The sequence below is a fragment of the Siphonobacter sp. genome, from assembly GCF_048595215.1.
Classification (GTDB): Bacteria; Bacteroidota; Bacteroidia; order Cytophagales; family Spirosomataceae; genus Siphonobacter.
This window is the reverse complement of sequence record NZ_JBMDWJ010000121.1, coordinates 1-26,463: the sequence shown is the minus strand read 5'-3', so window position 1 is coordinate 26,463 and position 26,463 is coordinate 1. Positions and strand designations below refer to the sequence as shown.

Below are 26,463 nucleotides of genomic sequence, written 5' to 3'. Positions count from 1 at the left end.
GTGGCAGCTTTTAGCTAATGTTGAAGGCAGTATGAACGAATCATTACTATAAGTATTCAATTGTTAAGAATATGTAAACAAAGGCTTTAAGCCAATAAATCTGATGATCTTTACGACTCCTAACGTCCCAATTCTTCCTCAATAAGTTGTAATAACTGCGGCAGCTTTGCGTGGTCATTGTTGCAGAGTACAATCACGGTCTTGTCGGCTTCGATGTACCGAATGATTTCATTCTTGTACCCGGGATTGTCTCCGCTGTGGCGAACCACTTTACCCAGCCGTGGATGCTGTTGAATCTTCCAGCCAAATCCATAATTAGAGAGTGAATCGTTGCTTAGGCGAGCGGGCGTAAATGCCTCCTGCAAGGTGGCGGGACTGACCAGTTGTGTGGTATACAAAGCCCGATCCCAGCGGAGCAAGTCGCTAGTCGTTGCACTCATTCGGCCCGGCCCTTTGCGATTGCCCAGCCAGATGGCGTAGTTGAACTGAGGAAACGAATCCGCCCGAACGTATTGCTTCTTTTCCGGGACGTACAAATGACCCCAGGCCATCCGTTCCATAGCCTTTTTTTCGGACAATGATCGGATATCGGTATCCTTCATGCCCAGCGGTCGGTAGATACGGGAGCGGGAAAACGCAATGAAATCCTCTCCGGAAACCTTCTCCACAATACTCGCCAGGAGCATGTAGCCAGTGTTGCTGTATTCGTAGCGGCTACCGGGCTCAAACTGGCGTTCGGGATGGTATTGAATCAAATACGCGATATTATCCGCATTGCCTGCTACCTTACTCTTGTCCCAGTGCTGGTCCATCACTTCCTGGTAATCGGGCAATCCCGAAGTATGATTCAGCAAATGCCGGATGGTTACGCCGGGGTACGGAAAACCCGGCAAATAGTTTTCGATGGGGTCGTCATACTGAAGTTTGCCTTCTTCCTTGAGTAAAAGAATCGTCATGGCGGTGAATTGCTTGGAAAGAGAGGCGAGTTCAAAGACCGACGCCGTCGTCATGGGTTGACGCGTATCAAAGTTCTGGTACCCGAAAGCTCGGTGATATACGGGTTTTCCTTTTTCGGCGATCAGTACTACACCACTAAAATCCGGAGCCGTTTGGAAAAAGGCGTCCAGCGGTTGAGCGACGCCAGCGGGGTACATTCGTTTCTGACAGGAAATAAACAGGATACTCAGTAATACAAAGGTTAGCAGCTTTTTCATAGGCAAGAACGGATTCAGTTTTCCAAAGTACGCATTTTATGGATTCCTTCCGCTAGCGTGGATACACACGACTGTATGTATTGTACCCGTAACCTTGCCAATGAGTCTTTTTGCCCGTACGTAATTCTGTGCTAATTCTTCCGGGAAATGGGTTAGTCCTACTAGACGGCGGGCCGATACCTTTGTCAAAAAATGGTTGTTTGTCTGGGATATAGGGCTTCCCTGAAACTCACACTACCTAAATAAACTTTAAACGCGTATCTTGAAGCGATGAAACATTTTAAAACCCTGAGTGACCTGCACCGGGCGAATGGCTGGCCTCCGCCGGAACATCCGCTACTGAGTCTGGCGAATTGCAACGGGGACTGCCTGCTGGGCGACCGGGAGTTTACCAGCGACGCGTACCTGATTGGCTTTAAAAAGTTAAAAGCGGGAGTGATTCGGTACGGACGCACGCAGTACGATCACAGCAATGGGTCGATGATGTTCGTCAAGCCCCGGCAGATTATTGAGATGCGGGATCTGGAGCTTGAAGAAAAGGGCTTTATGATCTTTATTCACGAAGATTTTCTGAATGGACATGACTTGCACCATACCATCCAGAAATACGGTTTCTTTGATTACGAGGTCAACGAAGCCCTGCACCTGTCGCCGAAAGAAGAAGAACTCATCTGGAGTCTGCACGAGAAAATTAGTACCGAATACACAAATAATCCGGACGAGTACAGCCGGGAAATCATGCTGAGCCACCTGGCTTCCATTCTGATGTACGCTCAGCGGTTTTATAAACGGCAGTTCATCAACCGGACGGAGCTTTCGGGAAAAATGATTTCTAAATTCAACCGGGTTTTGACTCAGTACCTGGAAGCGGGGGCTTTGCAGGAAAAGGGGCTGCCCTCGGTCAACGCCCTGGCGGATACCCTGAACGTTTCTCCGCGTTACCTGAGTGACCTACTCAAGCAGGAAACGGGCAAAACTGCCATGGACTTGATTCATCTCTTTCTGATTTCCGAAGCGAAAAACCGCTTGCTGGCCGAGGATCAGAACATTGCTTCCGTGGCCTATCAGTTAGGTTTCGAAAACGTCTCGTACTTTACCCGGCTTTTCAAAAAGCAGGTGGGTTTAAAGCCTTTTGAGTTTAAGAAAATGAACTTGAATTAAGGACAGTGGGCGGCGGTAAGGAATGTTCCCCTGAGCGTACGGTCACTGTCTTAGTTGACCAATTACTTTTCTACGTGACCTTTAACAAACACAGATCCTATGTCTTTCCAAGCCTACCTTGACAATATCAAAGCCAAAACCGGCAAGTCCCCGGAAGACTTTAAGAAGCTCGCCGAAGCGAAAAACTTTATCCTAGACGGTGTTCTTAATCCCGCCGTCAAAGCCACCGCTATCACGAATTGGCTGAAGGAAGAATTTGAGCTGGGGCACGGCCACGCCATGGCGATTTATGCGACGTTTAAGGGGAAGACCGAGTGATCACTTCGAAGATTTTAGCCGGGCAATCGTACGGATCAGAGGCCTGATTCTGTACCTGCGATGCCCGTATAAAAGCGGGTTCGCAAAGGGTTTCGTTCATAAGGCAATACGGATTTCAGAGGCTAGTAGCATTTTATCGGGTGGTCAACACATCTAAGCGTCCGTTGAAAGGGTCGACTTTAATTCACACCCAGTCTATTAATCAGGCCTGGATGTGCTGAAAATACCGTATTTTACACGATCATTTTCCCCTATAAAGCATCCTTAACCAGACCCCTTTCCCATGAACGCCTGGAGTACATTTGTGCTTTCAACTTTACTGACGGGTACGGTGTGGGCTCAGCAAACCCCTTCCCTATCGGCTCAGGATTACGCCCGGGCTGAGCGTATGCTGGCCTCCACCACACAGCAGTACATTGATCATACCGCCAGTCGACCCGTATGGTTGGCGAAAGACCGCTTCGTTTACCGCACGCTTACACCCCAGGGCAGTGAATTCATTCTGGTCGATCCAGCCAAGGCGACGCGTTTACCAGCGTTCAATCATCAGAAAGTCGCAGAGGCGTTGTCTTCCGCCACGGGCAAAACGTATACGGCTCAACGACTGCCGTTTCAGGAAGTAACGTTCACGCCCGACGAAAAAGCGATTCTGTTTGCGTCCGGTGGTAAATCCTGGCAATACGACTTGCCCAGCGGTCAGCTAGTTGCGGCCAAAGAAACGGCGAAAGCCCGCCGTAATGAGTCCCTTTCTCCCGATGGCAAAAAAGCGGCTTTCATTAAGGATTACAACCTTTGGGTACGGGATCTGGCGACGAATCAGCTTACCCAACTCACCACCGACGGGGTCAAAGATTTTGGCTACGCCACCGATAACGCGGGTTGGAAACACAGCGACCGGGCCATCCTACTCTGGTCCCCCGATTCCAAAAAAATCGCCACCTTTCAGCAGGACGAACGCAAGGTGGGTGAAATGTATCTGGCAACCACCAACGTAGGGCACCCCACGCTCGAACGCTGGAAATACCCACTCCCCGGTGACAGTGCCGTAGCCATGCTACACCGCGTTGTTATTGAGGTCGAAAACCCGAAAGTCATTCGCTTACAGGTAGCTCCGGATCCGCACCGCTCTACCCTGGGCGACGACATTTCATCCATGGGTAAACTCAGTGATGTCGCCTGGAATGACGATGCGACGCAACTGCTTTTCGTGTCCACCTCCCGCGATCACAAGCAGGAAAAAATTCGCATGGCCAATGCGGCAACGGGGCAGGTTCGGGAAATTTTCCAGGAAACGTCTCCAACGCAGTTTGAGTCCGGCCACGAAGGCATCAGCTGGCGGTACCTACCCAAAACCAACGAAATCATCTGGTACTCCGAGCGGGACGACTGGGGCCATCTATACCTGTATGATGCCACCAGCGGACAGCTCAAACAGCAGATTACCAAAGGCGAATGGCTGGTGACCGACGTACTGAGTGTTGACGAAAAAAACCGAGTCATCTACTTCATGGCCAATGGCAAAGAACCCGGCAATCCGTACTACTCGCACCTGTATAAAATCGGTCTGGATGGCAAGAAGCTGACGTTGCTCACGCCCGAACGGGGAAAACACTCGGCGACTCTCTCGCCTTCGGGAGCGTATTTCGTCGATACGTATTCCGAACCAGACGTACCTCCAGTGATGGTACTCCGTTCGAATATAGGTAAACTCGTAGCTACACTGGAAAAAATGGACCTGAGCCGCCTGCAAGCAACGGGCTGGAAACCGCCCATTCCTTTCTCAGTCAAAGCACACGATGGCCAAACGGATGTGTACGGACTTCTGTACACCCCAACCCAGCTCGATTCCACGAAAAAATACCCCGTTATCGATTACATCTATCCCGGCCCTCAGGGCGGTAGTGTACGAAACTTCTCGTTTACGGCTTCGCGACGGGATAATCAGGCTCTGGCCGAGTTAGGTTTTATTGTGGTAGAACTCGAAGGTACCAGCAACCCGCTGCGGTCAAAGCGTTTCCACGATATGAGCTACGGCAACATGGCCGACAATACCCTGCCTGATCAAATTACGGCCATCAAACAGCTTGCGGCGGTGCGTACCTACATGGATACTAGCCGCGTAGGCATTTGGGGGCATTCGGGGGGCGGCTTTGCTACGGCTTGTGCAATGTTTGTATACCCCGACTTCTTTAAAGTGGGTATTTCCGAATCGGGGAATCATGAGAACCGTAACTACGAAGATGACTGGGGCGAGCGATACATTGGCTTGGAGACCAAGAATGCCAAAGGCGTTTCGAATTACGAAGCTCAGGCGAATCAGGTTCACGCCAAAAACCTCAAAGGTAAACTGATGCTGGCCCACGGCATGATGGACGACAACGTTCCACCCTACAATACTCTGCTGGTGGTGGAAGCCCTGGAAAAAGCCAACAAAGATTACGATCTGGTGATTTTTCCCAACAGCCGTCACGGCTTTGGGGCCTATACGAACTACATGATGCGGCGGCGTTGGGACTATTTCGTACAGCATTTGCTGGGCCTCACCCCTCCCAAAGAGTACCTCATAAAGAACGGTACGGACCCTAGAAACGTAGAGTAACCGTCCGAAATTAAACAAAATACCCGCCGGATAATCTGGCGGGTATTTTGTTTATACGTACTCCAAAGTCAGGTTAGCTTTTTGTCTAATTTATTATTTTTCAGAAGAATACCAGGGTAAACTTCTTCCTTAAGCCTCTTCTCTTTATTCAAATTCAAAAATATCTAACGAAAGAAAAATATAATTATACAGACAAGCGATAGGATAATTTAGCGTACTTTATAGCTTCAATCAACCGCACCTATGGAACCTATCACCGACGATACACTCTGGCATTTGCTCCGGCAGGGCGATCGTTCGGCCTTTGCTCAACTTTACGAGCGATACTATTCCATCTTGTACAGCTACGGTTATAAACTCTTTCCCCAGGCAACCCTGGTGGAAGATGCCGTTCAGGATTTGTTCATTGATCTCTGGCGAATGCGGGAAAACCTTTCAGCGGCCAATTCGGTGAAATTCTATTTGTTCAGATCGCTTCGCCGCAGTATTCATTGTTTGTCCGAAAAGGAAAAGAATCAGGTGCCTTTTGCTTTTGATGCGGTAGAACCACCAATGGAGGCCTCTTGGATCGATCACGAACAGGAAGCCCTACTGATCCAGCGACTGACGGCTTTACTTCAAAATTTGCCCACCCGGCAGCGGGAAGTTATTACGCTTCGGTACTACGAAAACTTCAAAACCGAAGAAATTGCTCTCATCATGGGTATTACGGAAAAAGCAGTCCGCAATACGCTATACAAAGCCCTTACCCAACTCCGGGGCCACCTGCCCATGATGACGGCACTGATGAGCCTAATGGCTGGTTTGTTACTAGTTTTCTGGGCTTACTAAAAAAATTTCTGTTTTCGAGGGGACATTTGGCTAAAAGGCTGCTCTTGGTTATTGAACGAAGGAAAATCGATCCTGCGTTGTTCGATCCGGCCTATGCCTAGCTACGCTACTTTTACTGCTGAAGCATTTATTGAAGACGATTTTTTTCGCCGAAGTATTCAGTCGCCCACGGCTGAAACGGATGCTTACTGGCAGGAATTTCTCCGGAATCATCCCGAACAAACGCAGGCCATTCATTCGGCCCGTGCTTTTTTGACAGCACTCGACCAAACGCAGACGCGACCTAGTACCGAACAGGGTGAGCGGATGTGGCAGGTCATCCACCAGCAAACGCAACCAGAAGCGTATCCGGTGCAAATTTCTGTATCGAACCGCCGTAATTACGTGTGGTGGGCCGCTGCCGTAATTTTAGTATGTGTAAGCTTGGGCGGTCTTTGGTACAGTCAGGTACCCACTTCGGAACAACTCAGCAGCAGTAGGAGTACCGAACGTTCTGCCTGGATTCATCGAATCAATACGACTCAACAGTTGATGACAGTACAACTCGACGATGGCAGTACGGTCATGCTTTCGCCACAAAGCCAGATTCGGTATCCGCGTCGCTTTGCTTCGGAGAAGCGGGAAGTGTATCTGACCGGCGAAGGCTTTTTTAAAGTCGCTAAAAATCCGAATCAGCCGTTTTATGTATTTGCTAAAAATTTGATTACCAAAGTCGTCGGCACCAGTTTTCGGATTACAGCCCCGCCGCAAAATCAGAACGTGCAGGTAACGGTTCGTAGTGGGAAAGTAGCCGTGTACGCACTTCACAGTTCAGACCATCCGCTTTTCTTAACGGCCAATCAGCAGGTGTACTTTGATACGAGTAGTCAGCAACTGACCAAGAGCGTCGTTCGGGCACCGATGTTACTCAAATCGCCGGAGGGTTCGCAATCCTTCGTGTTTGAAGAAACGCCCATCGCTCAGGTCTTTCATACACTGGAGACCTCTTACGGAGTAACCATTACCTATAATACCGATCTGTTGAACCATTGCAAACTGACGGCTCCGCTGGGTAACGAACCCTTTTTCAAAAAGCTGGATCTAATCTGTCAGACGCTCGGGGCTACCTACGAAGTCTGGGGGAATCAGATCATTATTACGGCCAAAGGCTGTTAAGTACCTTCTTTTAGTACTCCTTGTTGAACGCTCTAAACAAAACCTAATGATGCTATTTCACTCCTGGCTTACAATCCCTTAATCGGAATCCGTTCGCCTAAATCTCCGATTCGCCCACGTTCTCATTCATTCGATTCCTGGTCCTTCCTTCCGGCAGGTGCCTGTGATCGGTATGCCTTTCTCGCTAACCATTAAACCTCTATTCCGCATGAATAATCGTTGGACTCTCTTTTTGTATCATTGCCTCAAGCGTACCGGGCTGCCCTTGCTACTGCTGGTGACTTTCGCCGGTATTTCGCTGGCTCGCAGCGGTCTGGCTCAGGAAGTACTGCATCAGCCCGTATCCTTAAATGTCGAAAACCAGGACCTGAAAGCGGTTTTGAATGAAATATCCCGGGCGGCTCGAATCAAGTTTACCTACGTACCCCAGGTGATTGCGGTTGAAAACAAAGTAACGCTGAAGGCCCAGCACGAACGCCTCGACGTAGTACTCGATCGCCTGCTTACGCCGCTGCACATTAGCTACCAGGTTTCCGGTCAGTATATTGTGCTACGGAAGCAGACGTCCCAGCCCTCTACATCCAATCCCAACCAGCCTTTTGAAGCTCCGGCCGACCGGACGATCACGGGAACCGTAACCGATGAAAAAGGGGAAGCCATTCCGGGCGTGAGTGTACTGCTGAAAGGTACCCAGCGGGGAACTGTAACCGATCCGCAGGGCACCTTCCGACTGGCCGTACCGGATGAATCGGCGGTACTGCTGTTTAGCTTCGTGGGTTACAAATCGCAGGAAATTCCCGTGGGGTCTCAAACCCAGTTGAGCGTACAGTTGCTCAACGACGAAACGTCTCTTTCGGAGGTGGTCGTGGTTGGGTACGGAACCGTTCGGCGGGCGGATGTGACGGCGGCGATTGCCTCAGTACCCATGAACGAGCTGAAAGACATGCCCGTTTCCAACGCAGCGACGGCCTTACAGGGCAAAATTGCGGGGGTGATCGTCCAGCAGAACAATGGAACCCCCGGCAGTACGCCCGCCATCAAAGTTCGCGGCTTCGGCTCCATTTCGGCGGGGAATACGCCCCTGATCGTAGTCGATGGAAACATCGTAGACCCCAACGTGTTTAGTTTGCTCAACAGCAATGACATTGAAAGCATTGACGTACTGAAAGATGCATCCTCGGCCGCTATTTACGGTTCAAAAGGATCCAACGGCGTCATTCTGGTGACCACCAAAGGGGGAAAAATTGGTAAAACCCGTTTGAATCTGGACGTATTCACGGGGATTCAGGAAGTAACCAAAAAGCTGGACGTGTTAACCTCCCAGCAATTTGCCGAGTTTGGCAAGGAAGCCTCCAACAATGCCTACCTCGACAATGTGCCCGGAGCCTCAATCAATGATCCCAATCCAGCCCGACCTTCTTCGTACTTACGCTACCGTTATCCCCGCGGTGAAATATTCCCCTGGCTCAATTTCGATGACCCGGCTGCCGTGGCGGCCCTACCGGACTACCGCTACCAGGATTTAGTGTTTCGGAAAGCCCGCATTAGCAACTACCAGCTCAGTGTTTCGGGTGGTACGGACAAAGTGCGGTATCTGGTGAGTGGCGGGTACTTGAGTCAGGACGGTATCATCAAGAAATCAAGCCTGGATCGCTACACCATTCGGGCGAATGTGGACGTCAGCGTAACGCCCAAACTAAAGGTAGGCTTAACCCTTAACCCTTCGTACAAGAGCCAGCAGGAAGTACAGTCCAATGGTCACTGGGCTGATAACGGGATCATTAACTCGGCTTTGTCGGCCATGCCTTTTGCACCCATTTACGCGGCGGATGGCATCACCTACTCTTCGCAAACGGCCCTGGCCGCTCCGTACAACTATCCCGGCATTACCAATCCGGTGGCCAATATTACCGAGTACAATAGTCGCTATACTCAAACCAATCTGCTGGGCAATTCCTACCTGGAATACGCCTTTTTGAAGGACCTGAAGTACCGGGCCTCGGCAAACCTTACGTATTCAGGATACCGTCGCAACGCGTATCGTACCTCGCGTATCCCCCTGAATCAGCTGCTGCCGCCCAATCTGGCCGTGGGTACCATTGCTTCGGATCAGAGCATGAGCTGGCTGTTCAACCAGATTGTCAACTACAATAAAACGTTCCGGGAAGTACATAGCCTGGACCTACTGGTGGGGATGGAGTCGACGCGGCTGAACTACGAAAACAGCGACGGTTCAGCGAGTGCCTACGCGAATGATTTGGTTGAAACGCTGAACGCCAGTGCGGGCGGAGCCACCTCCCGGGTGAGTTCCAGTGCCCGGCAGAACGCTTCGATTTCCTACTTCGCCCGCGTCAATTACAGCTATATGGGCAAGTACCTGGCTAACGTGTCGGTGCGTCGCGATGGTTCTTCCATTTTTGGTTCGCAAAATCGCTGGGGAACGTTTCCGGCAGCTTCGCTGGCCTGGCGAATCAACCAGGAAAATTTCCTCAAGAACGTCTCGCAACTTTCGGAGGCCAAGCTTCGCCTGAGTTACGGTCTGTCCGGAAACAATGCCTTCAACAATTTCTATCCGTACGTGGCTACGCTGAACTCGGACAATTATTCCTTCAACAATAATCTGGTGAATGGGCTGGTTCCGGCTTCGCTGGCCAATACGCAGCTGGGCTGGGAGAAAAACCAGCAGTTGGACGCCGGACTGGATCTGGGTATCTTCTCGAACCGGATTTATCTGGTGGTGGATTACTACCAGCGTATCACCCGCGATCTGCTGCTTTCCGTAAACGTACCCTCCGTATCCGGTTTTACGACGGCTACCAAGAACATCGGCAAGATGGAAAACAAAGGCTGGGAATTTGGGCTGAATACCCGGAATTTAACGGGAAGCCTGACCTGGAATACCAGTGCCAACGTTTCCTTTAACCGGAATAAAGTACTGGCTCTCGGGCCTACGGGTGACCCCATTAAAAGCTCCAGCGGCATCGGCGAAACCAACATTACGCAGATCGGGTCTCCCATTGGCAGCTTCTATGGCTACCGACAAATCGGCATTTTCAACAATCAGGCCGATCTGGACGCCTATCCCCATGATGCAACGTCCCGCCCCGGCGATGTGAAGTACGAAGACGTTAACAAGGACGGAAAAATCACGGCGGATGACCGTACCCTAATCGGTAACAATCAGCCCGATTTCATCTATAGTCTTACCAACACCTTTAGTTACAAAGGCTTTGACCTGAGTATTGCCTTACAGGGAACGCAGGGCGGTCAGGTACTGAATTTGAGTCGGCGGTTTTTTGAAAACCTGGAAGGCAATGCCAATCAGATTACGACGGTACTCTCCCGCTGGCGTTCGCCGAATGATCCCGGTAATGGCGTGACGCCCCGAGCCAACGCCCGTACCACGGGGAATAACAACGCCGTGTCTTCCCGCTGGGTGGAGGATGGTTCGTACCTCCGCATCCAAAACGTGAGTATCGGCTATCAGTTACCCAAACCCTGGCTCGACCGGGTTGGGCTGGAACAGGCTCGTCTGTACGTTTCGGGTCAGAACCTGCATACCTGGACCAAGTACCTCAACTACAATCCGGAAGTCAGTAATTACGAAGGGCCGCTCACGGGTGGGGTCGATTATGGCTACTATCCGCTGGCTCGTACGGTTACGATCGGCCTTAACCTTGGTTTTTAACGAACCTCTCAAACCGACCTTATGAAAGCATCGCTTGTTTATACTACCCTGGCTCTTGGTTTATTAGCTACTTCCTGCCAGAATTCTTTTATCGATTTACAACCCATTTCCTCGGCTAGCACCGATAATTTTTACCGGACCGCCGAAGATTTTCGCATCGCGGTTAACGGTGCGTATGCTTCCCTGCAAATGGGTGGCATTACGGGTAACAGTTACGTGTTCGGGGAAGTGGCTTCGGACAATACGGTACCGCCCGCTTCGGGTTCCGTCACGGATCAGGATGAGTTCGATCGGTTTTACATCCGTACGACCAATCCTTTCATTAATGGTCGCTGGAATGACAGTTACAACGCCATTGCCCGGTACAATACCATTCTCGACCGCATTAACGCCGTCAGTATGGACGAGACGCTGAAGGGCCGCTACATCGCCGAAGTAAAAGCCTTACGGGCTCACGTGTACTTCAATCTGGTTCGGACGTTCGGCGATGTACCGCTGGTACTCAAATCGATGACTACGCCGGATGAGGGCTATGCTTACGGTCGTTCGCCCCGAACCGAAGTCTACGCCCAGATTGAAAAAGACCTGAGCGAAGCCGAAGGCGTATTACCCGTTTCGTACGCGGCTGCCGACCTGGGTCGGGTTACCCGCGGAGCTGCCAAAGCACTTCTGGGAAAGGTCTATCTGACGCAGCGGAAGTACGCACCCGCCGTGGCTAAACTGAAAGAAGTGATTGATTTGAATGTCTATGACCTCCTGCCTTCGTATGCCGATGTGTTTAAGGTGAGTAATAAGAACAACAAAGAGTCCGTCTTCGATGTGCAGTATAAATCGGGCGGAGCCGGGGAAGGTAATCCCTGGCCCAATGACTTCGCCCCGGAGAACTCCGGTAATGCGGTCATTGCCTTCGGTGGTTCGGGAAATAATCAGCCCTCAGCCGATCTGATTGCCGCTTACGAAGCGGGTGATGTACGGAAAGACGTATCGCTGGCCACTTCTTACGTGAACGCCAGCGGTCAGACTATTCCGACAAATTATGTGAAGAAGTATTACGATGTACCCGTTACCCGCGGTGATAATGGCAACAACATTCCCCTGATTCGGTACGCCGATGTTTTGCTGATGTACGCGGAGGCTCTGAACGAGGTTTCCTACCAGCCCGAAGCCCTCACGTATCTTAACCGCATTCGTACGCGGGCCGGATTAAAAGCCAAAACTACCGCTGATGTTCCCGATCAGGCGGCATTCCGGCTGGCCATTGAACAGGAGCGACGCGTCGAGCTGGCTTTTGAAGGACACCGCTGGTTTGATCTGGTACGGACGGGACGGGCCATTTCGGTCATCAACAGTAAGAAAGATCAGATTCGACTGGTGAATACCTTAACGGAAAACAATCTCGTTTTCCCCGTTCCGCAGGCTCAGATTGACATCAATCGGGACAAAATCAAGCAAAATCCGGGGTATTAATTAAATGGGCCGGGCAGTGAACCTGCCCGGCCTTCGTATTTTTATGAGCTTACGCATTGGACTTAGTTTAGGTTTAGTACTGGTTTCCTTAGTAACCTCCGCTCAATCGTCGCTGACTTCCTGCCGGGCCGAGTTGGTAGACGATACGTTGCGGTTGGGAAATGCCTTCATCGAACGGCTGTATCTGTTCAATCAGGGGCAGTTGCGTACGGTGGCCGTTATCGACAAAGCCCGGAACAAACGCTGGAATCTGAACAGTCAGCAACCGGATTTTTCTTTCCCGAATACTACAGTTTCTTCTTCGGGTCAGGGAAGTTTCAGCCGTAAAACCATCGCGGCTACGGCTACTACTCCAGCGTACGTACAGGCGGAGGTACTGACATCCCTGGGTGATTTGTGGCTGAAACGCGTCTTCCGGATTTATCCGGATTGCCCAGCCATTGCCTGCGACTATTACCTGAAGGGTCATCTACCAGTCACTGAACAACGAGGCGAAGCAAATGCCTATGACTTGAGAAACATCGAATCGCAGGCGGCCCAACAAGCCGGACAGGCCCAGGCTGCTTTCATGGATCGATTGACGCTCCCGAGTTTGCACGTACAGGCTAAGGCGGTCGAGTTCTTCGATGCTACGGATCAGAATAATACCCTCGTGCAGGAGTATCCTCGCCTGGCCTATCGACAGGAGGTACGGCTACGGGGCAATCTGCTGTTTTTCCACGAAGTTGGCCAACCGGCGGGCTGGTTTTTTCTGAAAGAAGCTCCCGTATCAGGCGTACAGTTGGCATATCCGGGTTTTGATTTTACGCTGAAAACCAACGAAGTGAAGGTGGCCGGACTGGGTATTGCACCGCAGGATCTACGTCCCGATACCTGGGTACGCGGTTACAGCGTAGTACTCGGCATCAGTGATGGCACGGAAACCGGAGCCCTGTTGGCTCTTCGCTCGTATCAGCGTCAGCTTCGGCAGTCGCCCGCGGATGAAATGATTCTGCTCAATACCTGGGGCGACCGCGGACAGGACAAAAACATCAACGAATCCTTTGTACGGCAGGAATTGAAACGAGCCGCCCGGCTGGGCATTACGCATTTTCAGTTAGATGATGGCTGGCAGCAGGGAAAGAGTGCCAACTCGGCCTTCCAAGGGGGCAGTTTTACGAACATCTGGCAAAAGCCGGATTACTGGCGACCCGACCCCGCCAAATTTCCCAACGGTTTTACGTCTTTACGACAGGACGCTGAGAAAGCCGGGATTTCCCTTTCGACCTGGTTTAATCCGAGTATAGACAGCAGCTTTAAGTACTGGGATAAGGATGCGTCGGTACTCATCGATCAATACCGCACTTACAGCATTCACATGTGGAAGATTGATGGCGTCCGGATTGCCGACAAGCAGGCGGAACTTAACTTTCGAAAAATGCTCGATACCGTCATGCAGGTTACGCAGGGAAAGGCCTTGTTTAATCTAGACGTTACCGCAGGACGGCGGTTTGGCTATCACTATTTTTACGAATACGGAAATCTGTTTCTGGAAAATCGATACACCGACTGGGCTAATTACTATCCTCACTATACGCTGCGAAATTTATGGATGCTTTCGCGGTATGTACCCCCGCAACGTCTGCAAATTGAATTTCTGAACAAGTGGCGAAACCCGGATAAATATCCCAAAGACGATCCGTATAGTCCGAGTCGATATTCCTTCGACTATCTCTTTGCACTAACCATGCCCGGCCAGCCGCTGGCCTGGATGGAAGCCCGCAATTTACCCGAGGAAGCTTTTAAACTGTCAGAATTGATCGGTATTTACCGAAAACACAGTCGTGACTGGCACCGGGGGGCCATCTTGCCCGTGGGCGATACCCCGACGGGTACGAGCTGGACGGGTTTTCAATCCCTGCTCGATTCGCCAAATGTGGGCTACGTGCTGGTTTTCCGGGAAAATCATCCGCAAAGCCAAGGTGTTTTTTCACTGATGAAGCTCCGTCCGGGGCGTTACTCGTTCACCCTACTGGCTGGCGAAGGCAAGAGTTTTCGTACGCAAGTGGGTACAGAGGCTAAAGTCGCCTTTCAGTTACCTACACCCCGTAGTTTTGGCTGGTACCGCTACGAAAAAATTCCTTAACCGTTTCAGACAGTCATCTCGGCTATACTCGAAATGATTCCCGTAAAATGGATTTCGTACCGAATGCTACCGTCAGTAACCGGCTCTACGTATAGGCTGGCTCCAATAGATTGGCTGAGGTGTTTGATTAAAAATAAAGACAGGTTTTCACTAAGGTTCTCTTCAGTACAGTTGCTTTCTTTCTCCGTTAATTCCTGGGAAAGTCGCTGTAATTGAGCAACTTTCAGGGGTTGACCTGGGTTCGTATCCTGAATCGTAACCACCCAAACCGAGTCATCGCGGGTGTCCCAGGATAAAATAATCTTGCCCGCTCGCTGCGATCCTTCCGGGGTTTGACGAATCAGGTATACCAATAGCGTCTGAATCAATCGCTCCGTTTGATGGGCGTCATTCATTACCGACAAATACTCCGCTCCCTTAGCCTGGAGCGTCAAACCCCGGGCCAGAGCCTGGGGTTTGGCTTTTTCGATAATGTGTTGAAGAAGGGAAGCTACATCAAAGGTTTCCGGTACTTCTTTCAGCGTTTTAAGGCGGGCCAAGGCCGTAATATCCTCGACCAACGCGTGTACGTTTTCTAAATTCCGGTTCAGGATTTGTAAAATTTGCTGCCTTTGTTCAGGAGTACGGTCCGACTGGCTGATCAGTGAAGCCGCTCCTTCTACCATGCCTAAGCTACCGCGTAAGTCATGAGTGGTTATCCGCATCAGTTCCTGACGTTCCTGTTCTAGTTGGTGCAGGCGGTTGAGCGTTTGCTGGACTGCTTGCGTCTGTTGCTGTTGTGTTTCGGTCTGTTCTGCCGTAAATTGCTCAATTCCCGCTCCGGTTACTTCCTCCCAAAACGTACTCGTTTGTTCGTATACCTCGTCTACGGGTATTGCATAACACTGCCCATACGCCCGGATGGTACACCAAGTAGCTTTTCGTACGTACGCCAGTTCCCGGAGTAAGTCTCCCAGGGAATATCCCTGCTGGTAGCGTTGCGAACCGTGCTGAGCCGCTATCCTGTAAGTATCTTGGGATACAGGTTGTTCAAGTAGCCGGTCTAGTAGTTCGGGAATTCGATCTTGAAATACGGCGTGGGAAACGTTCCGGGAACACAATAAATTCGCATCGCACCAGGCATGCCACTGCTCAAGTAAAATCTTTCGTTGAGCCATCAGATAAGCCCCCAGAGATTCCATAGTCATACCGGTTCAAAGATCATTGAATCACTGCAATATACCGGGTAATGAATGGCCGACACTACTTCGAATGCGTACCTGTGCATTTCTTACCGTAAGTCAAATCACTCGGCTGAGCTGGTGAAGCACTTTTATTACAATCTTAAAAATAAAGATACGCATTAGTATTCTAATCCTCAGGAGGTTGTTCAGAAAGATTACAGTAATACCCCGTTTCCGGAGCAGAATCGAAAACATTTCCAGCCTTTGGGGGTTCAAACAGCATGTTTGAAATACTATACGCCGACGAAAAGCCCTGAGATGAAACGGAAGGACAAACAAGTAGTATTGATTGTGGAAGACAATAAAGAGTATCAGTCCTTATTAGCGTTGGGCCACGAAAAAAGTCGCATCTCCTGCGATTGTATCTTTGCAGATTCAGCGGAAAACGCTCTCTTGTACCTACATGATGAATCGCCCAATCTGATTCTGTTGGATTACGAGCTTCCCGGTATCAATGGTTTACAATTGCTGGATCAGCTCAAAAAGAGTGAATCCTGGAAGGGAATTCCCGTACTCATGTTTTCGATGCATGGTACGGACAAACTCGTGGATCGGGCCTACGCTCGCGGAGCCCAGGGTTTTATGGATAAACCCGACGATTATGCGAGTGCCATCGAACTCTGGCAGGATCTGCGTACGTTCTGGCGGTCGGGTGACGTGGTCAGTGAATGGGACTAATTTAACCCCGTTCGTCAGAGCGAATACTCCGCCGAACGGGATACGACATTATTAGGATTTCATGGGTATCCGACTCAGGATGTACCGATCAATATAAAAGGTTCCAAAAGGCACGACGCAGGCTAAGAGTACTTTCCAGGTAGTGGTTTTAAATCGCCAATTCTGCTCTACGCCCACACTGAGGGTATTGATCACAAAGAGTAAAAACAAGCCACCGTGAATAGGCCCGATGAGTTTAGACAAGGCCGGGTTTTGTCCGTAATACTTGAGAGGTACGGCGACAAACACCAAGACTAAAAGAGATACACCTTCCAGAAAGCCTAGAATGCGAAGGCGGCCAACGCTGGTACTGAGCAGATTTTGCATGATTAATAGGGTCTAAAGTAAGGACGAGTAGCCAGGGGAGAAAAGGGCCAGGGGATGGCTACGAAAATCAGTAGTAAGGCCAGCGAGAACCACACGATCTGAGTAAGGAACTTACCGTTAGCGGTCGGCTTACGTTTAGCCATGGAAGACCCCAGCGTAATACCCACAACCGCCAACAACATCAGAGCGATGTGAATAATGCTGAAAAAGAAAGGCTCGGCTAGTGCTTCCTTGCGGGAAGTACCAAAGTAATAAGACACCAAAGGGCTTTGCGTATACAGGATGATTCCGATCAGAAGTTGTACGTGGGCGATGGTCGCCGTCCAGTGGCGTACGGAATCATCGGTTTTCGTAAAAACGCGTTCGGAACGATACCCTTGAATAGCTCGAGCCAACGCGTAAATCAGACTTAGCAGAACCAGCCATCGAAAAATGGAATGCAAAAAAAGTAAGGTAGGATACATAAGGGAGAGAATAAATACTAATTGGTATGTTTTTAACGAAAAAATTAGCGTAACGTCTGTAAGTAATTTTTCAATTCTTTCAGATACACCAGATAGGATGATCTTCCCAGAATTTTACCCAAGTTCCGTACGCCATTATAACCGGTAATGATAAAGGAGGCTACCTGAGCGGGGTTGACTTCATCGCGAATGATCTGTCGGTTTTGGCCCTGTCGCAGGGCTTCCTGAATCGCCTGATCCCACTGCTGAACGAGTCCTGCCAGTGCCTTTTGGAAAGCCGGGTTTAGTACGGCCATTTCATCAATAAAGTTTACTGCTGGACAACCGTACTGCACTTCGAAGAAAGGATCCTGTAACAGCAGACGATGCACGACCGCATACAAATCCTCCACTGGATCCGTCGAATTTCGTAAGGCTTCAACCATAGCCTGCTGCATGGCCGGTACCATTACTTCCGCAATGACGGCTAGTCCCATTTCATCTTTATTCTTGAAATGGTAGTAAAAAGCCCCCTTCGTTACTTGGGTAGTAGCAATGATATCATCGATACTAGTAGCCTGGTATCCCCTTCGATACATCAGTTCAAAAGCTTTCTGCAAGATCATCAAACGAGTAGTAGCCGCTTTTGACATAAAATACCAGTTAGTATGTTTTACAAACATACAGGTCGGTTTGCATTCTACCAAACGCTTGAGGAAAAATGGTTCAGCCTAACTTTTTCTAACCGTGAAAATGGCCCGGCCTTATCGCTGACTTTTAAAACGTATAGACTGGCACGTGTATTTTCTGTTTTTACGGACGAATTCCCTGGAGTATGTAGAGGTATTCATTCCACCAAAACCGATCTTATGTATGGCTACCAACCATTTTCCTATACGCTTTCAATTCTTAGGCCATTTGTTCATCCGTTGTGGCTGGAAGCCTAATTGTTAATGACTTAAACAGCATTTAAAAGCTCTGGATAGCTCGTGTCAACGTCTGGTTGAGATTCCATCAATCGTTTACACTGACCAACGTGACTGCAGAGCAACTAGAAAATGACCATTCACAAAATACGAGAAGCCTTACCGTTTCATTGTTAATCTTTTCTCCGATCCACCTATTCATTCTTATTACGAAACTCCTATGGATGCTACGATGAAAGCAGCCCTGAAAACGGCTCAGGGCGAATTTGAAGTAACGGAAGTTGACACGCCTCAGCTACCCAAAACGGATTGGGTACGGGTCCGGATTCGGGTAGCGGGCATTTGCGGTACGGATCTTCGACATTGGAAAAAAGAAGAACCGCACCTGGAATGTAGAATTATGGGTCACGAAATGGCGGGCGAAGTCGTGGAGGTTGGGCCGGAAGTGACGCACGTAAAACCGGGAGACCGGGTGGTGATTGAGACCGTACTCGGCGACGATACTTGTGAATGGTGCCGGGTGCAACAGTATAATTTATGTCCGCACCTCTATGAAGTTCGCATGGATACGGTTTCACAGGCTTTTGCTACGTACGTAGTTGGACCGGCTAAAAAATTCTATCCGCTGCCCGATCACGTCAGTTTTGAGGAAGCTACGTTACTGGATACCTTTTCCGTTTGTATGCACGCCATTCAGCTGAGTGGAATCAAAATCAACAATAAAGTTGCCATCATTGGAGCGGGTCCCATCGGCCTTGGTCAGTTACAGCTGGCTAAAGCCTGCGGAGCGGATGTGCTGGTACTGGATATTGTCGACTCATCGCTGGAGCTGGCTTTGGAACTGGGTGCGGATCTGGTCGTAAATACGAAAAAAGAGGATGGATACGCCAAAGTGATGGAATTTACGAAAAACCGGGGGGTGGATATTGCCTTCGAATGTGCCGGTGGCCCTTCGATGCCCGAAACGCTACCGCAGGCCGTATCCTTTGCCCGAATCGGGGGTAAAGTAGTCATTGTGGGGGGATTCGATGCCGGGAAAACGTCTATTCCGCTGGAATGGCAACGTATTCAGATGTCGGAAATTAAGCTGATTTGCAGTGCCAGTTACGCGTTTTGGGACATTTACTCGGAAATGCAGATGTGTCTGGATTTACTGGCCAAGGGGAAGCTCAATGCCCAGAAACTCATCACCCACCGTTTCTCCCTGGACGAGATCAATGAGGCCTTTGAAACGGCTCAGCATAAGGAAAAAACCGGAGCCGTATTCGTTGCTCTACAAATTTAAAGTCATTCCCCTGGCTGTTGTTTTAGGGACAGCAGCCAGGGTTTTACCGATGTAGGTTTCCTATCGAACGAAATCGCTCGGTTGCCTTCCTAACTCCGTAGGAATTCAGTACCCTTTCAATCGATCAGTAATGATTTGCGTCAGCAGATCCAGATTAACGGGTTTCACCAGATGTTCGTCAAAACCGGCTTCCTGCGTACGGCGTTTGTCTTTCCATTGACCGTAGCCAGTGAGGGCAATGAGTAAGATGTCCTGCCCCCAGGCTTCTTTTCTGAGTAATCGGCAGGTTTCGTACCCGTCTAATTCCGGCATACCGATGTCGAGTAAAATGACATCCGGGCGTAGCTGTTCTGCCGCCCGAATTCCTTCCATACCACTATTTTGCGTAAACACTTCGTAGCCCTTCAGTTCCAGTAACATGCCTAGCGTTAAGGTCGCATCGGGGTTGTCGTCGACTACCAGAATCCGGTGACGAACGCTGGATTGAGGCTGCGGAGCCGCTACGGGCTGTGGCAAAGGAACGGGCAGATTGGGTAGATAAATAGTGAAGGTACTACCCAGACCCAAACCCGCACTATACGCTTCGACGCGTCCTCCGTGCAGCTCGACTAACCGCCGGACCAGCGTAAGCCCAAGGCCCAAGCCACCCTCAGAACGGGCTACTGAATTGTCGACCTGTACAAATAACTCGAAGATGGATACCAGCTGATCCGCCGCTAAACCGATTCCATCGTCTCGTACCTGTAGTAACACGGCCTGCCCATACTGCTCATCTTCCTGAACGTTCAGTACTAACTCAATTTGCCCTCCGGTTTTGGTATACCGGACGCCGTTGGTTAACAAGTTGGTGAGTACCTGACTCAATCGCAGGGCATCAGCCTCCATCCGAATCGGACGGTCGGGCAGGTTCAGGTTCAACTGGCGACGACCTTCCTCGAATTGAGGTCGGACGACTTGAGCGACTTCCGTAACCAGTTCAACTAAATCCAGCGATTCTTTCTTTAATTCAATTTTCCCCTGACTAATCCGACTTACATCCAGCAAATCATCGACCAGCCGTACCAGATGCTCCGATTGCCGATTCATCATGGTCAGCGTATGTTCGCGTTGCCGCTCATCGGTAGTAGGCAACGATAGAATTTGCAGACCATTGCGAATCGTGGCCATTGGATTACGAAGTTCGTGGGCCAACATGGCCAAAAACTCATCCTTGCGTCGATCCGCTTGCTGGAGGGCTTCTTCGGCTTCTTTACGCTGGGTAATGTTTAAAGCGGCTCCGGTTACAAATTGGGCACGACCGTTTTCGTCCCTCATTACTTTCCCCTTGTCCTTCAGCCAGATCACGGTAGTATCGGGACGTTGTACCCGGAAATCCAGGTTAAACTCCCGCCCCTCCGAGAGGCACAACCGTACCTCTTCCTGTACCAGAGCCCGATCCTCGGGATGAATCGCGTCGATAAATGCCTGTTGCGGAATAATCTGCGTCTCGGGGGATAAGCCTAGTAAGTGACTCATACTGGAATCAAGAATGTTGTCATTGGTCTCCAGCCGATATTGCCAGGTGCCAATCTCTCCCGCGGATAAGGCTAATTGCAAACGTTCCTCACTATCCCGCAGTGCCTTTTCGACCCGTACCCGTTCGACGACCTCACAGGTACGCTCGCCTACTTCCCGAATCAACTCCAGTTCTTCGCTGGTCCAGATGCGAGGTTTGATACTGCCTACCGAAAGGCCCGCAATCAGTTGTCCCCCCTTGATCAGCGGTACGCAGAGGAAAGATTGAACCGCAAGGGCCGCGTATGACAAATGAGCATCCGGTAATTGATCGTACGAGCAGAACGCATGGCCCTCTTGTAATACTTCGATCAGGGGCTGTACCAGGCTAAAGGTATACGTTCCAACCAGACTAGTACCATTTCCGCGAGTGTAATCTCGTTCGACTACTAGCTGATTCTGAGGTACATCAATTCGGGCGTAGCAGGCCCGATCAATTTGTAATTGTTCTCCCAGTAAGCGACAAGCCTCTCCTTGGATTTGAACAGGATCGATCAGCGGACGCAGCGTATCATTGAGTTTTAACAAAAAGCTTTGTCGTTCTTCACTTTTACGTAAGGTCTCTTCCGCTTTTTTACGCGGTGTAATGTCAGAGAAAAAAATCGCGAAACGTTCCGCTTCGTACCCTACGGCCCGCAACTCAAACCAGCGGCCTACGGAGGAAGCAAACTGTTCGATGTGCAGGGGCTCCTGCGTCCGTACCACCCGATCGTATAGAGGTATTGTAGAATCCATGACGGGTAACACTTCACTTCGCAAACGACCGATTACCTTTTCATTGGCGATGCCCGAGTGCCGTTCATAAGCCGGATTTACTTCCAGAAAACGAAAGTCAACGGCTTCGCCCTTGGCCGTACGTACCAGCTCACACAGGGCAAGCCCTTCTTCCATAGAGTCAAACAGCGTCCGTAATTTCTTTTCTGACTGCCGGGAAACGACTTCGGCCTTGGCTCGTTCGGTAGCCGCCCAAATCCGCTCGGCGGTTACTTCGAGCAAGGATAACTCGGGCAGGGTCCAGAGGTGCGGATCCGGAAAGTGAATAGTAATCATGGCTACTAGTTCACCCTTTTTTACCAGTGGAATATTAGCCCAGGATTTAAGATTAAAGCGTTCATAGATCGCCTTTTGCTCGTCGGAAACATGTTCTTGCTGCGTCACATCATTTCGAAAGCTCATTTGACCCGCACACCATTCTTCAATTACTTCCGGTGCAAAATCAGTAAGGGGGAAGCACTGGCCCTGCAGGTCTATTTCGCCCGGAGCCGAGTCGACCGCAATGACTTCCAGAACTTTATTAGGTAGAGCTTCCGTATACGAAACCCGGCTAGCCTGCAGGTGCTGTCTAAGTACGCGTATGGCTTCCTGCTGAATCGTTAGGGGTTCGGTCAGATCCCGAATGGCATCGCTTAATTCTAGTAAAAAGGCCTTTCGAATTTCACTGTCTCGCAGCGTTTCTTCGGCTTTTTTTTGCTCGGTAATATCCGTATAGACCAAAGCGAACTGTTCACCATCCGTGGCGTAGACGGAAACTTTGTACCAGGAGTTGGTTTCTTTAAAATAGTGTTCAAATTGGGCGGCCTGACCCGTATCTACCACCCGACTATACGCTTCGATCCACCAATCATCGACGGTGGGGAACAGCTCGCGACAGGTACGGCCCAAGGCGTGTTCCGTGGGTAGTCCAACCAGTCGCTCAAAAGAAGGATTGATTTCTAAAAATCGAAAATCAATACCTTTGCCCGTATCGTCTCGGATAAGTTCCAGAATCTCAAACCCCTCATCCATCGAATTAAAAAGCTTCTGGTACTTATTTGTAGCCTGCTGGGCAGTCGCTTCCATCAATCGGAGATGATTCAGTTCTATCTCTTTTTTATCACTGATGTCAATATTAATCCCCAGCCACTTTTTTATGGTCCCGTCAGCGTTATAAATCCGGGTGGCCCGTACGTTGGTCCAACGCCAGCCGCCATCGGGGCGTTTTAGTCGAAACTCGGCATTAACGGGTCTATTTTCAGTAAGGGCCTCTTTCCATTGTTGAAGAGCGTAGATCTGGTCATTCGGATGAACTGCGGTAATCCAGCCCTCGCCCAGCCAATCTTCCAGACTTTGGCCCGTATAGGTTCGCCAACTTGGGGAATCACTCACGATTCGTCCCCGAGCATCGGTCTCCCAGAAAGCCTGGGCGAAGGATTCAATCAGGGTCTGATAATCTTCCGCTGTGGTGGGATGTAACGAATCGGCAAAGTCAGACAGATAGGCGGTAGTCATACGCTTGGGGGATTGATGGGTAAGCGGCTCGTTCGAATGAGTAGGTATCTGCTCTCTCTACCCTACTAGTTAGCGAAGATTTTCGAGTAGACCCGTTACTGGTACTAACATCATTAGCGGCAGGGTGTTTCTACAACGGCCCTTTCTGTAGCTTTCACAAAATAATCGATTGATCCAGCATCACGGCGTATAGTGATCAATTTCAAAGGCTTGTATCCATAACGCTGCAAAAGGATCGGACTGAGCATTGGCTAGTAATGCAAAATTAAACTTAGCAACGTTGGAAAGATCGAGTGGCGTCTTTCCACCCGTAAATGCTGAAAAGTAAAGGGTACACGTTCGGAATCGCGAAGTTGCCGGAAGTGTAATGTGAGGATGCACGCCCCCATGAACGCCCGTCTGACGCAATTGCAGTACGACCGGTACATTCGCTTTGTACCGCAGTCGCAGCCAGCGACTCTGGCTTAAATCGACTCGCCGGGCCTCTTCGCCCCAGGCCGTACGCGGGTCAATGGGAAACGAAAGTTCACCGTAACCTTTCACATTAAACTTGACGTAAGCACGTACTCGGCCTCGTTTCTCAATCAACGCCTGCCGCCCTCGCACAGGCTGTAACTGTTGGGTTTGCTCGTCGTGTCCGGTTAGCCACTGCGAAAAACCGTCGAGCGTTAAAGGAGAGACCGGCTGAGCCTGTAGCGGACCCGTCTTTATCATCAAAGCCAGTAAAGCAAGCAGGAAAAATCGCATGGATCGTTTCAACTAGGAAAAAGTAAAAACAAGTGTTTGACTTCTAAAAGCCAATCTTCTAACAAATTTGTCAAAAATAAATTAGCGTGTATACCCTTCCGTTCGTAGTTTACCGCCAGTCCTGTTGCTTACCACAGGCGTATCATTTTTTCTACTCTAAACCTTGATCGTATGCGTTTACATGCTGGGCTGTTTATTCTACTTTCCTGGCTTTGTTTCGGCTGTCATTCACCAGAAAAAACCAATGAATCTGAAACAAAAAAAGGACGGGTTACCCTCCGGGGTAAAATCGTAGCGACCAAAAGTCCCCTTTTATATTTCCCCATTGCAGAACACTTATACGATATTAAAGAGGATCGTTTACTAACCGAAGGGCGAGTTGATCAGGGAGGTAATTTCCAGATTCAATTTGATTTGGATGCACCAAAAGTTTTAAAAATTTTAGGTCGAACTGCGTACGTAACGCCGGGTGAAACCGTGGAATTAGCGATTACCATTCAAAAACCTTACGAGGGACTCGAACGGGTACAATGGCAAGTAAAAGCTGACTATCCCGGCAATTACCTGTATTTTACGGATACAACCCTTGCTCCCCTACTTCCGCCATCTAGTCTTTCTGAGATGGCGGAGACCCCTACGGCTAATGACCTCAAAGCTCAAAAACAATCGCTGATTAATCAGCGAGCTAGGGCCGATTCTACCGTGGATCACTACGCGGGACAAGCTTTATCGGTCGGTTTTCAGCAATGGTTAAAAATGAAAAATAAATACGCTTATCTCAGTGCTTTACTGGATAATTTGCCGTTTACGGACGAAGGTACGTTTAAACCTTATCCAGCTGAGTACTTAGAAGAGTTAAAAGATTTTCCCTGGAATGCAGATACCTCATACGCCAGTTTGCCTGATTACTATTACAGTTTACATACGTATACGTTTCAAGCACTTGCTCCCAAAAATCTGGATGACGCCATTGAGCTGATTGATCGAACGTATACGGGGCGTAACCGTGAGTATTTGTATTATAAGGTTATTCTTCAGCACCGTCGTACCCTTTGGGGAATTGCGGATCCTGAAGAGTTTAAACGGACGCGTAAAAACCTTTCTTACCTCTACAATCAAATCCACGACGAACGATTTATTTCTTTGTTGCACCAAATCGATAATGGAATACCCGCCGAAGTTCCTTTTACTGATTCAGTAAAAAATCTGCTCGTAACGGATGTTAATGGCAAGGAATTTCGTTTGGAGGAAATCTTAAAACAGGTAAAAACGCCTTACATCTACGTAAATTTTTGGGAATCCGAGTGTAAGCCCTGTCTGGATGATTTGAAATTTTATGAGGATTTTGCTAATTCTGAACTGACCTCCAAAATTACGTACCTGATGTTATCATCCGATCGGGATGACAAACATCATAAATGGGTGAATACCCATTATCGTTCAAACCTTCCCAAACAGTCTAGTTACCGATTTAAAGGCGACGGGTATCAAGTCACTAAGCGAGCCTTTAATATTCGAATGCAACCTCGCTATACCATCGTTAGTGAACATAACGTACTTTTCCTAAATGTGCCTGCTTTAAATCGTTATCAACGGCTAAGTACTTATCTCAAACTAGCTAGTATTTGAGGAAATAAATCTAAATATAGATGGTCTTTCCATCGCGTATGTAGATTTAGGTTTTCTAAGCCTATTACTCAGAATGAAGGAATTGATTGGAAGATATAGCATTAGTCTTGCTGCTACCGACTCAACATTTTATTTTTGCTATTAACCTTTAGTACCTCGTTCATTTTAATGAACGAGGTACTATTTGTCCCACACCACGATACGCTATACGATGTATGTATGTTTGTCCGCATCAGTCGACTAACCTGCCAGTTAGCCTGATTGATTGCTATTACCTAACTATCCGCCATGATCGAACCAGCCATTCCTACTAATGAATCCGAACGCTTAGCGGCTTTGGAAGAGTACAAAGTTATGGATTCTCTGCCCGAAATGGCCTACGATGCCATTACGCGGCTGGCTTCCGAAATTTGTGGTACGCCCATTAGTCTCATTACGTTACTCGACCAGAACCGCCAATGGTTTAAATCCAAGCAGGGGATTCAGAACACCGAAACACCACGTGAACTGGCTTTCTGTTCTCATGCCATTTTAACGCCAGATGTTCCGTTTATTATCGCCGACGCCCGGGAGGATGAACGCTTTCATGACAATCCCTATACCACTGGTGACCCGCATGTTATTTTTTACGCGGGGATTCCGCTCGTTACTCCCGAAGGCTACCCCATAGGTTCCTTGTGCGTCATTGACGAAAAGCCCAAGCAGCTCAGCGAAGATCAGTTGCAGGCCCTCAAAGACCTGTCCTATCAGGTGGTCATGCTGCTCGAACTCCGCCGCAAGCACTTT

At 49.4% G+C, this 26,463-nt stretch carries 19 protein-coding genes; 12 read left to right on the top strand and 7 right to left on the bottom strand.

The genetic code is table 11. From position 1 onward, the window contains the following. Nucleotides 1-119: 119 nt before the first annotated feature. The gene (locus ACOJTG_RS07170; RefSeq protein ID WP_420153178.1) at nucleotides 120-1,214 is read right to left on the bottom strand and encodes a serine hydrolase domain-containing protein; all 1,095 of its coding nucleotides are present in this window, start codon (nucleotides 1,212-1,214) and stop codon (nucleotides 120-122) included. A gap of 270 nt (nucleotides 1,215-1,484) precedes the next feature. Here ACOJTG_RS07170 and ACOJTG_RS07165 point away from each other — a divergent pair, with 270 nt between their 5' ends. The 8 genes from ACOJTG_RS07165 to ACOJTG_RS07130 all read left to right on the top strand — a co-directional run bounded on the left by ACOJTG_RS07165 (nucleotide 1,485) and on the right by ACOJTG_RS07130 (nucleotide 14,558). After that, nucleotides 1,485-2,375, top strand: a complete 891-nt coding sequence (locus ACOJTG_RS07165; protein WP_420153177.1) for a helix-turn-helix domain-containing protein — start codon at nucleotides 1,485-1,487, stop codon at nucleotides 2,373-2,375. 99 nt (nucleotides 2,376-2,474) lie between these two features. Then, nucleotides 2,475-2,693, top strand: a complete 219-nt coding sequence (locus tag ACOJTG_RS07160; protein ID WP_420153176.1) for a DUF4287 domain-containing protein — start codon at nucleotides 2,475-2,477, stop codon at nucleotides 2,691-2,693. Nucleotides 2,694-2,976: 283 nt separating this feature from the next. Continuing rightward, nucleotides 2,977-5,292: a DPP IV N-terminal domain-containing protein gene (locus ACOJTG_RS07155; protein WP_420153175.1), complete on the top strand. Its 2,316-nt coding sequence runs from the start codon at nucleotides 2,977-2,979 to the stop codon at nucleotides 5,290-5,292. Nucleotides 5,293-5,535: 243 nt separating this feature from the next. Further along, nucleotides 5,536-6,123 carry an RNA polymerase sigma factor gene (locus tag ACOJTG_RS07150; RefSeq protein ID WP_420153174.1) on the top strand — a complete coding sequence of 196 codons (588 nt, stop codon included), beginning with the start codon at nucleotides 5,536-5,538 and terminating at the stop codon, nucleotides 6,121-6,123. A gap of 93 nt (nucleotides 6,124-6,216) precedes the next feature. Beyond that, on the top strand, nucleotides 6,217-7,278 hold the full coding sequence (locus tag ACOJTG_RS07145) for a FecR family protein (RefSeq protein WP_420153173.1): 1,062 nt from the start codon (nucleotides 6,217-6,219) through the stop codon (nucleotides 7,276-7,278). A 208-nt stretch (nucleotides 7,279-7,486) separates the two neighbouring features. Beyond that, nucleotides 7,487-10,966, top strand: a complete 3,480-nt coding sequence (locus ACOJTG_RS07140) for a SusC/RagA family TonB-linked outer membrane protein (protein ID WP_420153172.1) — start codon at nucleotides 7,487-7,489, stop codon at nucleotides 10,964-10,966. Nucleotides 10,967-10,987: 21 nt separating this feature from the next. Next, nucleotides 10,988-12,433, top strand: coding sequence for a RagB/SusD family nutrient uptake outer membrane protein (locus ACOJTG_RS07135; RefSeq protein WP_420153171.1), 1,446 nt, complete (start codon nucleotides 10,988-10,990; stop codon nucleotides 12,431-12,433). Between the two features lie 4 nt (nucleotides 12,434-12,437). Then, nucleotides 12,438-14,558, top strand: coding sequence for an alpha-galactosidase (locus ACOJTG_RS07130; protein ID WP_420153170.1), 2,121 nt, complete (start codon nucleotides 12,438-12,440; stop codon nucleotides 14,556-14,558). Between the two features lie 5 nt (nucleotides 14,559-14,563). Here ACOJTG_RS07130 and ACOJTG_RS07125 read toward each other — a convergent pair whose 3' ends face one another. Further along, on the bottom strand, nucleotides 14,564-15,745 hold the full coding sequence (locus ACOJTG_RS07125; protein WP_420153169.1) for a sensor histidine kinase: 1,182 nt from the start codon (nucleotides 15,743-15,745) through the stop codon (nucleotides 14,564-14,566). 294 nt (nucleotides 15,746-16,039) lie between these two features. Between ACOJTG_RS07125 and ACOJTG_RS07120 the strand changes: the two genes are divergently transcribed. Further along, complete coding sequence (locus ACOJTG_RS07120) at nucleotides 16,040-16,459, top strand: response regulator (RefSeq protein ID WP_420153168.1); 420 nt, start codon at nucleotides 16,040-16,042, stop codon at nucleotides 16,457-16,459. Between the two features lie 51 nt (nucleotides 16,460-16,510). Here the strand turns inward: ACOJTG_RS07120 and ACOJTG_RS07115 are convergent, their stop codons facing one another. The 3 genes from ACOJTG_RS07115 to ACOJTG_RS07105 form a co-directional block, all read right to left on the bottom strand. Continuing rightward, entirely contained in the window at nucleotides 16,511-16,825 is a 315-nt protein-coding gene (locus tag ACOJTG_RS07115; RefSeq protein WP_420153167.1) for a DUF3817 domain-containing protein, read from the bottom strand. 2 nt (nucleotides 16,826-16,827) lie between these two features. Beyond that, the gene (locus ACOJTG_RS07110) at nucleotides 16,828-17,268 is read right to left on the bottom strand and encodes a hypothetical protein (RefSeq protein WP_420153166.1); all 441 of its coding nucleotides are present in this window, start codon (nucleotides 17,266-17,268) and stop codon (nucleotides 16,828-16,830) included. A 65-nt stretch (nucleotides 17,269-17,333) separates the two neighbouring features. Then, nucleotides 17,334-17,951 (bottom strand): TetR family transcriptional regulator, encoded by a 618-nt coding sequence (locus tag ACOJTG_RS07105; protein ID WP_420153165.1) that lies wholly within the window; start codon nucleotides 17,949-17,951, stop codon nucleotides 17,334-17,336. A 475-nt stretch (nucleotides 17,952-18,426) separates the two neighbouring features. Between ACOJTG_RS07105 and ACOJTG_RS07100 the strand changes: the two genes are divergently transcribed. Then, nucleotides 18,427-19,479 (top strand): zinc-dependent alcohol dehydrogenase, encoded by a 1,053-nt coding sequence (locus ACOJTG_RS07100; protein WP_420153164.1) that lies wholly within the window; start codon nucleotides 18,427-18,429, stop codon nucleotides 19,477-19,479. Between the two features lie 105 nt (nucleotides 19,480-19,584). Here the strand turns inward: ACOJTG_RS07100 and ACOJTG_RS07095 are convergent, their stop codons facing one another. Continuing rightward, the gene (locus tag ACOJTG_RS07095; protein ID WP_420153163.1) at nucleotides 19,585-23,301 is read right to left on the bottom strand and encodes a PAS domain S-box protein; all 3,717 of its coding nucleotides are present in this window, start codon (nucleotides 23,299-23,301) and stop codon (nucleotides 19,585-19,587) included. Nucleotides 23,302-23,481: 180 nt separating this feature from the next. Further along, on the bottom strand, nucleotides 23,482-24,048 hold the full coding sequence (locus ACOJTG_RS07090; protein WP_420153162.1) for a hypothetical protein: 567 nt from the start codon (nucleotides 24,046-24,048) through the stop codon (nucleotides 23,482-23,484). Nucleotides 24,049-24,219: 171 nt separating this feature from the next. Between ACOJTG_RS07090 and ACOJTG_RS07085 the strand changes: the two genes are divergently transcribed. Both ACOJTG_RS07085 and ACOJTG_RS07080 read left to right on the top strand, forming a co-directional pair. Next, nucleotides 24,220-25,677: a peroxiredoxin family protein gene (locus ACOJTG_RS07085; RefSeq protein WP_420153161.1), complete on the top strand. Its 1,458-nt coding sequence runs from the start codon at nucleotides 24,220-24,222 to the stop codon at nucleotides 25,675-25,677. A 288-nt stretch (nucleotides 25,678-25,965) separates the two neighbouring features. Then, nucleotides 25,966-26,463, top strand: a 498-nt coding sequence (locus ACOJTG_RS07080; RefSeq protein ID WP_420153160.1) for a GAF domain-containing protein, incomplete at its 3' end; no start/stop codon positions are given.